This window comes from Hufsiella arboris (genome assembly GCF_009834875.1).
Lineage (GTDB): Bacteria > Bacteroidota > Bacteroidia > Sphingobacteriales > Sphingobacteriaceae > Hufsiella_A > Hufsiella_A arboris.
In genome coordinates this window covers 510338-523159 of record NZ_WVHT01000003.1, presented here as the reverse complement: position 1 = coordinate 523159, position 12822 = coordinate 510338, and the positions used below count along the sequence as shown (strand labels likewise).

Genomic DNA, 12822 nt, shown 5'->3' with positions numbered 1-12822 from the left:
CTTATTGATCAGGCAAAGTTGAAGATAATGGAGCTTGCTTAGCTATAAGATAGTTTAAGAAATGGGCTTAAATTAATTTAAGGTGGAGGATTACGAAACGAGCTTCTTTCTGATCATACTCAGGAATTCAGGGGTTACTCCAAGGTAAGAGGCGATTTGAGTGTTGGGTAACCGAGTAGCAAGATGTGGATACTCTTTCAAAAAATATTGATAGCGTTCTTCGGCTGTGAATCTTATATTTTGAAGCACCCGGTTTTGAAGTTCGATATACTTCTTTTCCATGATGATCCGAAAGTTCCGGTCAAATTTTTGGAAGTTCGTATAGAGATAAAGCAGATCGGCGTGTTTAATTTGAAGAATAATAGATTGTTCAACAGCCTCAATGTAAAAACCGCTGGGTTTTTCCGAATAAAAGCTGCTCAGCTCAGTTATCCAATCATTTTCAGCAGCGAACTGAATGTTATATTCTTTTCCTTTTCTATTTAATACATACATTCTTAAGCAACCTGCTACGACAAAAGTAACATGGCGGCAAACGTCACCTTCCTGAAGAATGAAGCTGTGTCGCTTGATGGTACGCTCAACAAATCTTTCGTTAAGCGCCTCAATTTCTTTTTCCTTTAACGGGGAGTGACTTTTAAAATGGTCTATTAACGTCTTTAAAGACATATATCGAATGGCATGCTAAACATGAACTGCTAAACAAAATAAGTAAGAACGAATAAAAAACCAAAAATTGGAAAGATGTGCCCTTCGATGCCGGATTGGGTCCAAATAGAATTCCTCTCGTTTAAGTACAGCGCAGCGCTCTTAAATGATTAGTGACAACAGGACTCCGTCTGGCTTCTTTTGCAGGAAAAGAGTAAATTGGGTTCTCACTAAGGCATGGTTCGTGTCCTCACGAACCACGATTTTTAACTAAAGTTCCAAAAGCAAGTCTTTTAGAAAATTAAAATTTTGCGCGCCTTTTTCAAAGTATCGTGCCGAAGGATAGTAATAATCGCAAGGTTCATTTACCACGATTTTAGCCAAGGTTCGTGAGGACACGAACCTTGGCGGTGGGCACATTTGAAAGAATGAAGACTTACTGAAGGGATCAAAGTGACTCATCTTTTACCTGATCTTTTCAGCTTTCCTGTTATTACTATCACTAAATCCATTTACAATATCATTTGAATCTTTAGTGAATTTATAATCCATTTCTTTTTCATTTATATAAAAGTCGGAATCAGAAGTGAAATACATTTTGCTTTTAACGGGGGCATTTAACCATAATTCGTTTTCTTTCTTTACGATGGACACAGGTTTTCCGTACCACATATATTCTCCCACGTATTTTTGTATTACAGCATCTGGTAATGAAATCGTTTTTTTGATGGTTGGACTATAAAAGCCTTTCCAACCATAAGCAATGCTGACACTGTTAAAGATTTCTCCGGAGATTCCTGGATTTCCGGAATTGGTCATGACGACAACCCCGTTCCCTTTTTCAAAACTTCCGATATACTCACATATAAATCCTTTAGTTCCTCCGCTATGGGTGAAGTATTTTTCTTTTCCCTTTTGCTTTATAAAAACTCCTAAAGCGCTTTCATCATCTATGTAAGGCGTGAGTCTTAATTTGGTTGTTTCCTGAGAAAGAACTTTGTCAGATTTTCCATTTAAAGACAGTTGCGTTTCAATAATATATTTGCCCAGATCAGTCGGATTAGTCCAAAGTCCGGCAGCCGCTTTCTCAGGGTAGATATTATAATTCCCTTCAACCATTTCTTTTCCATCGAACAAATATCCTGAAGCCAAAAGACTTTGTTTGTTTTCAGGCGGAGGCTGATTAAAAAAACTTTGAGTCATTCCCATAGGTTTCAATACTTGTTCCCACATGTAATCTTCATATTTCATTTTGGTTATGTCTGTTACGATCAATTGAGATATTGTTATTCCTCCACCAGAGTATTCTGCAATTTTTCCTGGTTCATACATTGAACGCACGGCCTCCGAGTTGGCAGGTTTTGTACCATCCAGTATATTGTAAATTGATGGAATTTTTTCACCTTTCATATAGCCACCATAGCCATGGCCTGATAAGCCTGCTGTATGGCTTAACAGATTTGCAGTTGTTATTTTTTTGTTTTTTGATAAGGAGTCGTAAGGGAATTTCCAGGTGATTAAATAATTATTTATATCAGCATTTAAATCTAATTTCTTGTCTTGAACCAATTTTAAAACGCCAACTCCATTCAATGATTTGCTTATTGACCCGGCTTGGAATATGGTACTGGTTGTAACCGGCTGCTTTTCGTCAACATTCGCCCAGCCATAACCTTTTGTCCATTCTATTTTATAGTTTTTTATGACGGCAATACTTAATCCGTTTATATTGTACTTTGCCATCCTGTCTTCGATGTTATATTTTATGGTATCCTGATTTTTCACCCACGGAACTAAGTTATTTTCAACCTGTTTAATTTTTTCCGCAAGTTCCTTTGAAACCGGATGTTCTGACTGTGCAAATAATTTTGAAAAAAAAGAATTTTGAAAAAAGAGAAGCGCAGTAAGAATAAAAGGAAAAGGTTTTAATGTCATGTAGCTGCTTGATAATATTAAAATCGTTTAAATCAGCCAAAGTAATGGAAATCCTGTGAGAGCCGGAAATTTATTCTTAAGCCATGGTTCTTGAGGACACGAACCACCATTTTTAACTAAAGTTCCAAACGTAAGTCTTTTAGAAAATTAAAATGTTGCGCACCTTTTTCAAAGTATCGTGCTGAAGAATAATAATAATCGCAAGGTTCATTTGCCACGATTTTAGCGGAGGTTTGTGAGGACGCGAACCTTGGCGGTGGGCACATTTGAAAGAATGAAGATTTACTGAAGGGGTCAAAGTGACTCATCTTTACCTGATCTTTTCAGCTTTTCGATTATTACTATCACTAAATCCATTTACGATACCATTTGAATCTTTAGTGAATTTATAATCCATTTCTTTTTCATTTATATAAAAGTCAGAATCAGAAGTAAAATACATTTTGCTTTTAACGGGGGCATATAACCATAATTCGTTTTCTTTCTTTACGATGGATACAGGTTTTCCGTACCACATATATTCTCCCACAGCATCTGGTAATAAAATCGTTTTTTTAATGGTTGGACTATAAAAGCCTTTCCAACCATATGCAATGCTGACACTGTTAAAAATTTCTCCGGAGATTCCTGGATTTCCGGAATTGGGGCCTAACCGTAGAGCAAAATGCCACCAGCCATCGATCATTTAAAATGAATCATCGAAAGCATCTCACCTTTTTTCAGTTCGTGCGCAGTGTAGAACAAGCTTAACTCGTGTCCCGAATTTTTCTTTTGCAACTGTACCAGGTCATTCACGGGTATCCTCATTTTCAGGTCTGAGCCGTTGGCATCGGCGAATGTCCACTTACGCAGAACATGACCGGATTCATCTTTTAAAGCCAGGCTTCTGCCGGTGCCTGCGCTTTTATTCATACAATGCGTGTACACTATTTGCAGCTGACCATTTTCCTGTGCTTTATCCAGTTGTAATACTCTTAAATTTAAAGGCTGATTTACGTATTGCTTCAGCAGGAGTTTGTTATTCAAGTAAATCTCGTAACTGTCCAGGCCGAACATCTTCGTGAAACCTGTCGTGGTAAAACTAACTGTGATGAGCATAAACAGTAATGCAAATGCCCGGTAGATTCTGATCTTTTTCATGTGCTTAATTTTTAATGAATAATGGTTTGTCAGCACAAGATTACACGAACGGCGAGTACGATTGAAAAATAGTAGAGCAACTGCAAAAAAAGTAGACATCAGCTTTTATGCTTATATTTCCTCTACTTTTCGAGTCGTTGGTCGATATAATTTTGCGGACGCCGCTCTTTTAATTTCCTTTAGCGATGCTGATGAACATCAACACAGATCGTGCAGAAAAAACATTTAGACTGCCTTTTTTCAAACGCAGCTTTTCAGTCAAACATGCGCTCATCCATGGTGCGTACTGGGTATTGGTTACCGGTTTTTTTCTGTATGAGAAAAAGTACCTGATCTACAAAACCAATCTGCCTTATTTCTTTGCCTGTGTAAGCGGCAGGATAGCATTACTTATTGTTATCGCTTATCTAAACCTGCACTATTTTTTGAAATATTTGCTCAGGAAGCGCTACCTGGCTTATGTTACGGCGGTAATTCTTTCTGTTGTCGGCTATGTGCTTGTTCAAAGTTTGTATGATTATTACCTGTACGGTTTTGTAGTTGGGCCGATGTATAACAGCCGTTTGCCGGACGCCATCGTTTACAATTTCTTTAGTGCATTATGGTACCTGGGTTTAATGCTCGCACTCAAATTAAGCCTCGACTGGTATGAACAGCAACGCGTCATCCAGCGTATCACGGTTGAAAAACTTAACGCTGAGCTTGATTTTCTCCGGGCACAGATCAATCCGCATTTCTTATTCAATATCCTGAATAATCTGTATGCCCTTACACTTAAACGCTCGGAACTTGCGCCTGATGTTGTGTTAAAGCTTTCTGCCATGATGGAATATATGCTGTATGACAGTAATGATGAAAAGGTATTGCTGAACAAGGAGCTCAACTATTTAAGAAACTACATCGATCTTGAACGACTGCGGCTTAACGATGGAGCGAATATCAATCTGCAGATAGACCAGGCACCAGAAGGGCAAAAGATAGCGCCCTTATTGTTATTGCCCCTGATCGAAAATGCGTTTAAGCACGGTCTGAGCAAAAAAACAGAAAATGGCTGGCTGAAAGTGAACATAGGTCTCGATGGAACTACTTTAACAGTGCTGGTAGACAACACTAAGACGCCTTTGAACGGTCAGCATCTAAAGGGCGGCATTGGGCTTAGTAATTTACGGAAACGTTTGGAACTGCTTTACCCGCAACGGCATAAACTGGAACTGGAAGATCTCAGAGATACCTTTAAGGGTAAACTGGTAATTGAACTTTGATTAATGTCGTTAACTGTTGTAATTGTAGATGATGAACCGCTTGCGCGGGAAATGTTGCAGGGTTATTTAAAAAGAATAACCGGAATATCGGAGGTGAACATTTTCCCAAATGCTCATGAGGCATTTATGCACCTGGAAAAAAATGCGGCTGATCTCTTGTTGCTGGATATCGAAATGCCCGAAATAACCGGGATCGATTTACTTAAAAAATTAACAGATCCGCCGCTTACCATATTTACAACCGCTTACCGCAACTATGCCTTTGAGGGCTACGAGCTGGGCGTGATCGATTTTTTATTAAAGCCAATTGCCTTTGATCGCTTTAGCCAGGCCATCAGCAAAGCAAAAGAACTTTTAGCGCTGAAAGCACATCACAGCCATATGGAAGAAGGCCAGGAAAGCGGGGATCATGATTTTATTTTTGTTAAAAGCGGTGTCCAGCGAATCAGACTGCAATTTGAAGATGTAACGTTCGTACAAGGACTTAAAGATTATGCGATCATACACACACCAGCCCGAAAGATCCTGCTCAAAGGATCGATCAAAGCCATGCTGGATATTCTGCCGGCAGGCCGATTTATCCGGGTACACAAATCGTTTATCGTAAGCGTCAGGAAAATTACTCAACTGGACAGGAACTGCATACTGATGAACGGACAACAGATCCCTATTGGTCGAAACTTTAAAGATGATCTTGAAAATATACTGGGGATGAAGTAAGCTTATACTTTACTTGTACTTCAAAAATTCCGCATGTAATTTGTTTAATGACTGATCATCGGTTGTAGTACTGGTTGTAATTTTTTTCTCCGTGGAATCCTCCGTTTTCTGGTTGCTTACGTTTGTAGTTGTTTTCTGCGTGGAATTAATCCTCTCCGAATCCATATCAAAAAGAAGTACGGCATCGGCGCCTCTCTTTCTTGCCTCTTTCATGATATCGCTTTGAATATTGGTAAAGTCTATGCCGTAACCGTCAATCTTTCCCATAACTGCATAACTTTTCTGGATATCGTTTCTGTCTAAAAATATGTCAACATTCGAAGTAGGCGAATACGTATTGCCGATATATTGCACTGATGAGCAGGATGAAAAAGCAATTGTAATGGTGATAAATAAAGATTTTAATCTCATAAGTTTTTAGTTTAATATTTGATGGGTTCGGACGGCCCAAGTTTATTGATTAATTAGATTTTTCGGATAACTGCCTGTAAAGCTTGAACAAAAAATTTGACAAGAGGAGTAAGGCTAAAAAATATAACTAAATGTTTGCGTCGCTATTATATCTATCGTAATATTGCAATATATGGGAGTTACAAAGACGGAAATATTTACATCCGAACAAAACCGGTTGGCTACCATGCTGAAAGCGATGGCGCATCCGGCCCGTATCGCCATCCTCGAACAAATTATTAAAAGCAATGCCTGCATCTGCGGGGATCTGGCAGAGGAGCTGGGCCTCGCTCAACCCACCATCTCACAGCATTTAAAGGAATTGAAAAGCGCGGGATTAATCCAGGGCACTATAGACGGTGTAAAAGTTTGTTATTGTATCGAGCCGAAAGCCTGGGAATTGCTGCATAAAGACCTCAACGCCTTCTTTAAAGCTCACCAGGGACCAGCAGATTGCTGTTAAAAAAATTTAAACCAATGTATCGTAATATTGCAATTAATGAATAGTTGATTATGAAGACAAACCAGGAATTAAAGGATATCGTGAAGCAGAAATACAGTGAAATTGCTTTACAGGATAAATCGACAAACCAGGCATCCTGTTGTGGCGCCGGCGGTCGTTCAACGGAAGTTTATAACATAATGACCGATGATTACAGCTCGGTAAATGGGTACAATCCTGAGGCCGATTTAGGATTAGGTTGCGGCTTGCCGACACAATTCGCAAGGATAAAAAAAGGTGATACCGTAATCGACCTGGGAAGCGGAGCAGGAAATGATTGCTTCATCGCGCGCACTGAAACGGGCGAAGATGGCAGAGTAATAGGAATCGACTTCACGCCTGCAATGATTGAGAAGGCGAAAGACAACGCGGATAAACTAGGTTTCTCAAACGTAGAATTCCGCCTCGGAGATATCGAAAATATCCCAGTCTCAGATAACGTAGCAGATGTCATCGTTAGTAATTGTGTTTTAAACCTGGTTCCTGGTAAAGACAAAGTTTTCAAAGAGATATTTCGTGTGTTAAAGCCCGGAGGACATTTTAGCATTTCAGATGTGGTGTTAGTAGGAAGCCTTCCGGAAGCATTACAAAAAGATGCCGAAATGTATGCAGGCTGCGTGGCTGGCGCAATCGGAAAAGAAGATTACCTCGAACTCATCAGGTCAAACGGGTTTTCAAATAGCAGTATTCAAAAGGAAAAACCGATTGTCATACCAGGTGATATCCTTGAAAAATACCTGGGCGAGTCAGAATTGCGGGATTTCAAGGCTGGTAATACAGGAATTTTCAGCATTACAGTTTATGGAGAAAAATCTAAATCTTGTGGTTGCGCGACAGAGTGTTGCAGCTAAAATGCTGCAAAAGAAATATCGTAAGCCGCTGATCATAACAACTTCAATTATCGTTTTACAGCTCATTTTCGGATTCGATCCCAAATTTTGCATCATCAATATAATCTGGCTTTTTGTATGAATACGTTCGAAAAAAAAATATTGGTGCTTTGCACAGGAAATAGCTGTAGAAGCCAGATTGCCGAAGGCTACCTGCGGCATTTTGCAGCTGAAAAGGCAGAAATATATAGTGCAGGCGTGGAAACACATGGTGTAAATCCGAAAGCCATTGAAATTATGAAAGATGACGGCATTGACATTTCCGGCCACACATCAAACCATATCGATGAATATCTCGGACTCAACTTTGATTTTGTAATAACCGTTTGTGATCACGCCCGGGAGCGCTGCCCTTTCTTCCCTGCAAAGTCAGTGAGATTTCACTATAACTTCCCTGATCCGGCGAAAGCAACAGGAACGGAAGAGGAGGTTAACGAACAATTTCGCAGGGTCAGGGAACAAATTAAAGAGTACTGCAAGCAGTTTGTAGATGTGAATTTGTAGGTTTTTCCTTTGGTCTGCTCGTCCTGGTGTGTAGCGAGAATGGCGGAGTCAATTGCTTTTGCGATCTTAACATTCCATCAAAATCAAGGGCTATCGAAGAAGCCCTGTATTCGGATTCAGGGGATTGATTTCGATAATTAACGCAGGGTCCGCCACGCGAGACCCTGCTAAAGCTTAATAGTTCATGTATCGGATGAAGTTAATGTATTAATTAACGCAGGGTCCGCTATGCGAGACCCTGCTGAAGCAGATAGTCTTAACCACCAATTTTAAATTGGTTAACTCAAATTCGGTTAACTCGAAATCGGTTAACCAAAAACGAGTTAACCAAATTGGTTAACTAGCTTTTCATTTTTAAAAATCGGTTAACCAATTTCGTAGCATCATTCCTGCGTAAGTAGTATAATTCAACGGAATACTTGCTGAATTAAATTGGGCAGTGGAAGAGCTCTGTTATTGAAATCTATCATTTCTGAATTTTGACACTTTCCGTATCGTTTTATGATCTATCGATTGGTTCCATTTTTTAATGTGAAACAGACATTTCGGATAAATTCTGAATTCTACGCCACGCCTTGATTAATTTCGTTGATCTAACCTATTTGAGCTTCCGTTTAAACGTTGGCTATTGTTGTGCCTTATCACTGACTAAAAGATAGTCTCATGTGCATCGCATATTGGTACCCATGACGTTAAGGCTTTTCAAAACAGTTAGCCTGTCATAATCAGTACATAGCGACTTAGTTACAAGAACGAAAACTAATATTTAATACTGCTATGAAAAAAAACATCCTTCAATCATTGGCTCTTGTTTTGATATGCAGCTTTTCGCTATCGGTGAGCCGGGCTCAGCAAACGGCGAGGCCTAAAAAACCTAATATTATCATGCTTATTTCGGACGACACCGGCTGGGGCGACCTGGGCGTTTACGGCGGTGGCGTTGGCCGTGGTATGCCGACTCCAAATCTCGATAGGATGGCGAAAGAGGGTATGCAGTTTTGGGATTTCTATGGACAGCCAAGCTGCACTCCCGGACGCGCGGCAATGATAACCGGCCGCATTCCTAATCGCAGCGGGATGACAACAGTAGCATTCCAGGGACAGGGCGGAGGATTGCCGGCACCGGAATGGACATTGGCCTCGGTGCTGAAGAAAGCGAACTACAAAACTTTCTTTTCCGGTAAATGGCATTTGGGCGAAGCAGATTACGCAATGCCTATTGCTCATGGGTTTGATATCATGAAGAACGTGGTGCTTTACCACTTAAATGCTTACACTGCGGCATTTCCGTCCTGGAATCCTGATATGGGTCCTAAAGTCCTGGCCTTTTTTCAAAAAGCAACCACAGGGGTATTGGAAGGTGAAGCTGGCGGAAAGGCGCGTGAAGTGTCAAAAGTTACTGAAGAAAATATCGCTGAGCTGGATATGATGATGACTGATAATGTCATTAAACAGCTTGATAGTTACGCGCAAGGCAAGGATCCATTTTTTATGTGCGTGAACTTTGCTAAGAACCACCAACCCAATTTGCCATCAAAACAGTTTGTCGGTAAATCTCCTGCCAAAAGCAAATATGCTGACTGCGTAGTTGAAATGGACTCAAACGTTGGCCGCGTGATGGACGAAATCAGGAAGCTGGGTATTGACAAAAATACGATTGTAATTTATACAGTAGATAACGGCGCCTGGCAGGATGTGCATCCCGACGCAGGGTACACTCCATTCAGGGGATCAAAAGGCACTGACCGTGAAGGCGGAAGCAGAGTTCCAGCTATTGCCTGGTGGCCAGGACAAATACAGGCTGGAAGCGACAGCCATGATATCGTCGGCGGCCTTGATCTGATGGCTACTTTTGCGGGCCTGGCTGGCGTAGAACTGCCTAAAAATGACCGGGAAGGAAAGCCAATAATCTTCGATAGTTATGATATGTCGAATGTGCTTTTTAAAACAGGCCAGCCGCTGCGCGACCGGTGGTTCTATTTTACCGAATCAGAGCTTTCGCCTGGTGCTGTTCGGGTTAAACAATATAAAGCTGTATTTAATACACGTGGTGATAACGGTGCATTGGCCGGCAGTGACATGCCTGGCCAGCAGTTGGGCTGGCGGGGCAACGAAACATATGTAGCCACTGTACCTGCTGTCTACAATCTCTGGCAGGATCCGCAGGAACGTTATGATTTGTTTATGAACAGTTTTACGGAAAAAACCTGGACGATGCCAGTATTTAATAAGGCGATCCAGGATTTAATGAAAACTTATATAGATTACCCTCCAAGGCCTTTGCAAAGTGAAACTTACACAGGCCCGGAGACGATCAACAAGTTCAGAACGATCCAGGAGGCCAAGAAGATGCTCGAACAAAAAGGCATCAGACTGCCTAATGATGTAAAAGAATAGGAAAGCTAACAGGCCAAGGTTAATTGATCCCTTTGGCCTTTTTTTAATTCGTGACGATTCTCGTCGTCTGCACAAGTCAAAATTATGGTAAGAGTAAAACTTTTGGCGGTATGCCTGGTAATCTGGCTGGCCGCGGGCTGCAAATCCTCACCGGATAAACAAACCGGTTCCGCATCACAGGATAGCACTGCCACAACCAAAACCTCCACGAGTGGAGATCCGCTTCCATCATGGAATGACGGCGCCGTTAAAAAATCGATCACCGACTATGTTACCGACGTGACAAAAGAAGGAAGCGCCGACTTTATCCCGGTACGTGACCGCATCGCCACGTTTGATAACGATGGCACACTCTGGTCAGAACAGCCGATCTATTTTGAATTGTTCTATGCTCTCGACGAGGTGAAAGCGATGGCCCCTAAACATCCCGACTGGAAAACAAAGCAGCCTTTTAAAGCTGTGCTGGAAAACAACATGGGCGAGATGATGAAACAGGGTCAAAAAGGTTTATTGCAGATTTTTGCCATCACTCACTCGGGTATGACCACGGATCAGTTCGATTCAACGGTCAGCCGCTGGGCAGATACTGCAAAACATCCGATCAAGAAAAAGCGGTATAAGGATTTGGTTTTTCAGCCTATGCTTGAACTTGTCAAATACCTTCAGGCGAATCAATTTAAAGTGTTCATCGTTTCCGGGGGCGAAATAGATTTTATGCGTGCCTGGGCCGAAGACGTTTACGGCATACCGAAAAACCAGATCGTGGGCAGCAGTATTAAATCGAAATATGAATACAACAATGGAAAACCTTTTATTATCAAAACTCCCGAGCTGGATTTTATCGACGATAAAGAAGGCAAGCCAGTTGGAATTATGAAATATATTGGCCGAAGGCCGGTATTTGCCGCGGGCAATTCCGATGGCGATTTACAAATGCTGCAGTGGGCGGCTTCTAATAAATTCAAAAATTTTGAAATATATGTGCATCATACTGATTCGGTAAGGGAATGGGCATACGACAGGAAGTCACATATTGGTACGCTTGATAAAGGACTGGACGAAGCGATTGCAAAAAAATGGGCAATAGCTGACATGAAGAATGACTGGAAAGTGATCTATCCGTCTGGGAAGTAAAGGAATTTCGTGACATGTTAAAAACAGGTGCCTGCCGAATAATTATCTGTCTTTTGATTTCGCTTGGTGTCTCAAAAATTTCCTATGCCCAGCAAGAAGAGGAGAGTGATACGACAAAAACGGCTACCGTAAGATATAACCCCGAAAAAGGCTTTGAGTTTAAAACCAGGGATGATAAATTCCTGCTTCAGATACGCAGCCGTCTTCAGTTTCGCTTTGCAACTCCCGAAGACCAGGACCCGGTTACATTTGATGATTTTAAGGGCGACAATAAAGCCAGTTTCAAAATAAACCGGGCAAGACTAAAAGTTGGAGGACATGCTTTTAAGCCCTGGCTTAAATATTACTGGGAATATGAATTAAGTCAGTCGAATCTTTTGAATTACACGATTATGGTCGAAAAATGGGATTGGTTGAAATTCATGGTCGGGCAATTTAAAGTGGAATATACACGTGAAAGAAGAATAAGCAGCGGCGAGCAGCAAATGGTCGACCGCTCAATCATTAATCGCGAATTTACTTTGGACCGTCAGCAAGGGGTTGAAGTTTACGGCAGACTAAAAGGAAAAGGAGTGGCGGATTTTAATTATTGGGCAGGAGTGCTTACCGGAACTGGTCGTGGTAATTCTGAAAATGACGATAACCATTTGATGTATTTCGGGAGGTTGCAATGGAATTTCCTGGGAAGATATCTTGACTTTGTAGGCAGCGATTTAGAAGATCATAAAAAACCTGTTGGTTTGCTGGCGGTAAATGTTGTAACCAATCAAAGTCCGTACACCCGATTTTCGCAGGCGGGCGGCGGCTCTCTTGCAGGGTACGAGGATGGCGGTCCGGGACAATACCGGGTCAACCAGTTTAATTTTGAAAGCGCTTTTATGTATCGCGGCTTTAGCTGGCAATCTGAATTTCATCGCAAAGACGTTATCAATACTTACGATAACAACCGTAAAGACGAACTGCATGGTTACTACATCCAGGCAGGATATTTTTTTCACAACGCAATTAAGTGGTGGCCCAAACCCCTGGAATTAGCTGTGAGAAATGCGGGATACATGCCCAACCAGGAAGCAGATCAGACTAAAAAAAGAGAAACCTCAGCCGCAGTGAATTGGTTTTTTAACGGGCATGCGAACAAGTTGACCTTCGAAACAAGCTACTTTAATTATGATAAAACCGGCGGTATTCCTGCAGACGAATGGAGATTCAGGGTGCAATGGGATATCTCGTTTTGACAAAG

At 41.3% G+C, this 12822-nt stretch carries 13 protein-coding genes; 8 read left to right on the top strand and 5 right to left on the bottom strand.

Translation table 11 applies throughout. The features are described from left to right. Positions 1 to 90: 90 nt before the first annotated feature. The 4 genes from GS399_RS09220 to GS399_RS09205 all read right to left on the bottom strand — a co-directional run bounded on the left by GS399_RS09220 (position 91) and on the right by GS399_RS09205 (position 3723). Entirely contained in the window at positions 91 to 669 is a 579-nt protein-coding gene (locus tag GS399_RS09220; protein ID WP_160844316.1) for a Crp/Fnr family transcriptional regulator, read from the bottom strand. A gap of 444 nt (positions 670 to 1113) precedes the next feature. Next, positions 1114 to 2583 (bottom strand): serine hydrolase domain-containing protein, encoded by a 1470-nt coding sequence (locus tag GS399_RS09215; protein WP_160844315.1) that lies wholly within the window; start codon positions 2581 to 2583, stop codon positions 1114 to 1116. Positions 2584 to 2893: 310 nt separating this feature from the next. Beyond that, on the bottom strand, positions 2894 to 3268 hold the full coding sequence (locus GS399_RS09210) for a hypothetical protein (protein ID WP_160844314.1): 375 nt from the start codon (positions 3266 to 3268) through the stop codon (positions 2894 to 2896). Then, positions 3265 to 3723 (bottom strand): hypothetical protein, encoded by a 459-nt coding sequence (locus tag GS399_RS09205; protein WP_160844313.1) that lies wholly within the window; start codon positions 3721 to 3723, stop codon positions 3265 to 3267. The genes GS399_RS09210 and GS399_RS09205 overlap by 4 nt, the downstream gene beginning before the upstream one ends. Before the next feature lie 191 nt (positions 3724 to 3914). On the opposite strand from GS399_RS09205, the gene GS399_RS09200 reads away from it, so the two are divergent. Next, on the top strand, positions 3915 to 4985 hold the full coding sequence (locus tag GS399_RS09200; protein WP_160844312.1) for a sensor histidine kinase: 1071 nt from the start codon (positions 3915 to 3917) through the stop codon (positions 4983 to 4985). A gap of 3 nt (positions 4986 to 4988) precedes the next feature. Further along, on the top strand, positions 4989 to 5705 hold the full coding sequence (locus GS399_RS09195) for a LytR/AlgR family response regulator transcription factor (protein WP_160844311.1): 717 nt from the start codon (positions 4989 to 4991) through the stop codon (positions 5703 to 5705). Positions 5706 to 5714: 9 nt separating this feature from the next. Here GS399_RS09195 and GS399_RS09190 read toward each other — a convergent pair whose 3' ends face one another. Next, positions 5715 to 6116 carry a hypothetical protein gene (locus tag GS399_RS09190; RefSeq protein WP_160844310.1) on the bottom strand — a complete coding sequence of 134 codons (402 nt, stop codon included), beginning with the start codon at positions 6114 to 6116 and terminating at the stop codon, positions 5715 to 5717. Positions 6117 to 6288: 172 nt separating this feature from the next. Here GS399_RS09190 and GS399_RS09185 point away from each other — a divergent pair, with 172 nt between their 5' ends. From GS399_RS09185 to GS399_RS09160, 6 genes are all read left to right on the top strand, one after another. Beyond that, positions 6289 to 6618: an ArsR/SmtB family transcription factor gene (locus GS399_RS09185; RefSeq protein ID WP_160844309.1), complete on the top strand. Its 330-nt coding sequence runs from the start codon at positions 6289 to 6291 to the stop codon at positions 6616 to 6618. Positions 6619 to 6668: 50 nt separating this feature from the next. Then, positions 6669 to 7508, top strand: a complete 840-nt coding sequence (locus GS399_RS09180) for an arsenite methyltransferase (protein ID WP_160844308.1) — start codon at positions 6669 to 6671, stop codon at positions 7506 to 7508. 117 nt (positions 7509 to 7625) lie between these two features. Then, on the top strand, positions 7626 to 8051 hold the full coding sequence (locus GS399_RS09175) for an arsenate reductase ArsC (protein ID WP_160844307.1): 426 nt from the start codon (positions 7626 to 7628) through the stop codon (positions 8049 to 8051). A gap of 777 nt (positions 8052 to 8828) precedes the next feature. Further along, entirely contained in the window at positions 8829 to 10448 is a 1620-nt protein-coding gene (locus tag GS399_RS09170; protein ID WP_160844306.1) for an arylsulfatase, read from the top strand. An 84-nt stretch (positions 10449 to 10532) separates the two neighbouring features. Continuing rightward, a complete protein-coding gene (locus GS399_RS09165) occupies positions 10533 to 11582 on the top strand; it encodes an HAD family hydrolase (protein ID WP_160844305.1) in 1050 nt (349 codons plus the stop codon). Between the two features lie 53 nt (positions 11583 to 11635). Next, positions 11636 to 12817, top strand: coding sequence for an OprO/OprP family phosphate-selective porin (locus tag GS399_RS09160; RefSeq protein WP_202409414.1), 1182 nt, complete (start codon positions 11636 to 11638; stop codon positions 12815 to 12817). Positions 12818 to 12822 lie beyond the last annotated feature (5 nt).

What these genes read in the sequence shown, in the direction of transcription:
- GS399_RS09220 (WP_160844316.1), bottom strand. Translation starts at nt 669, where the DNA reads ATGTCTTTAAAGACGTTAATAGACCATTTTAAAAGTCACTCCCCGTTA.
- GS399_RS09215 (WP_160844315.1), bottom strand. Translation starts at nt 2,583, where the DNA reads ATGACATTAAAACCTTTTCCTTTTATTCTTACTGCGCTTCTCTTTTTT.
- GS399_RS09210 (WP_160844314.1), bottom strand. Translation starts at nt 3,268, where the DNA reads ATGATCGATGGCTGGTGGCATTTTGCTCTACGGTTAGGCCCCAATTCC.
- GS399_RS09205 (WP_160844313.1), bottom strand. Translation starts at nt 3,723, where the DNA reads ATGAAAAAGATCAGAATCTACCGGGCATTTGCATTACTGTTTATGCTC.
- GS399_RS09200 (WP_160844312.1), top strand. Translation starts at nt 3,915, where the DNA reads ATGAACATCAACACAGATCGTGCAGAAAAAACATTTAGACTGCCTTTT.
- GS399_RS09195 (WP_160844311.1), top strand. Translation starts at nt 4,989, where the DNA reads ATGTCGTTAACTGTTGTAATTGTAGATGATGAACCGCTTGCGCGGGAA.
- GS399_RS09190 (WP_160844310.1), bottom strand. Translation starts at nt 6,116, where the DNA reads ATGAGATTAAAATCTTTATTTATCACCATTACAATTGCTTTTTCATCC.
- GS399_RS09185 (WP_160844309.1), top strand. Translation starts at nt 6,289, where the DNA reads ATGGGAGTTACAAAGACGGAAATATTTACATCCGAACAAAACCGGTTG.
- GS399_RS09180 (WP_160844308.1), top strand. Translation starts at nt 6,669, where the DNA reads ATGAAGACAAACCAGGAATTAAAGGATATCGTGAAGCAGAAATACAGT.
- GS399_RS09175 (WP_160844307.1), top strand. Translation starts at nt 7,626, where the DNA reads ATGAATACGTTCGAAAAAAAAATATTGGTGCTTTGCACAGGAAATAGC.
- GS399_RS09170 (WP_160844306.1), top strand. Translation starts at nt 8,829, where the DNA reads ATGAAAAAAAACATCCTTCAATCATTGGCTCTTGTTTTGATATGCAGC.
- GS399_RS09165 (WP_160844305.1), top strand. Translation starts at nt 10,533, where the DNA reads ATGGTAAGAGTAAAACTTTTGGCGGTATGCCTGGTAATCTGGCTGGCC.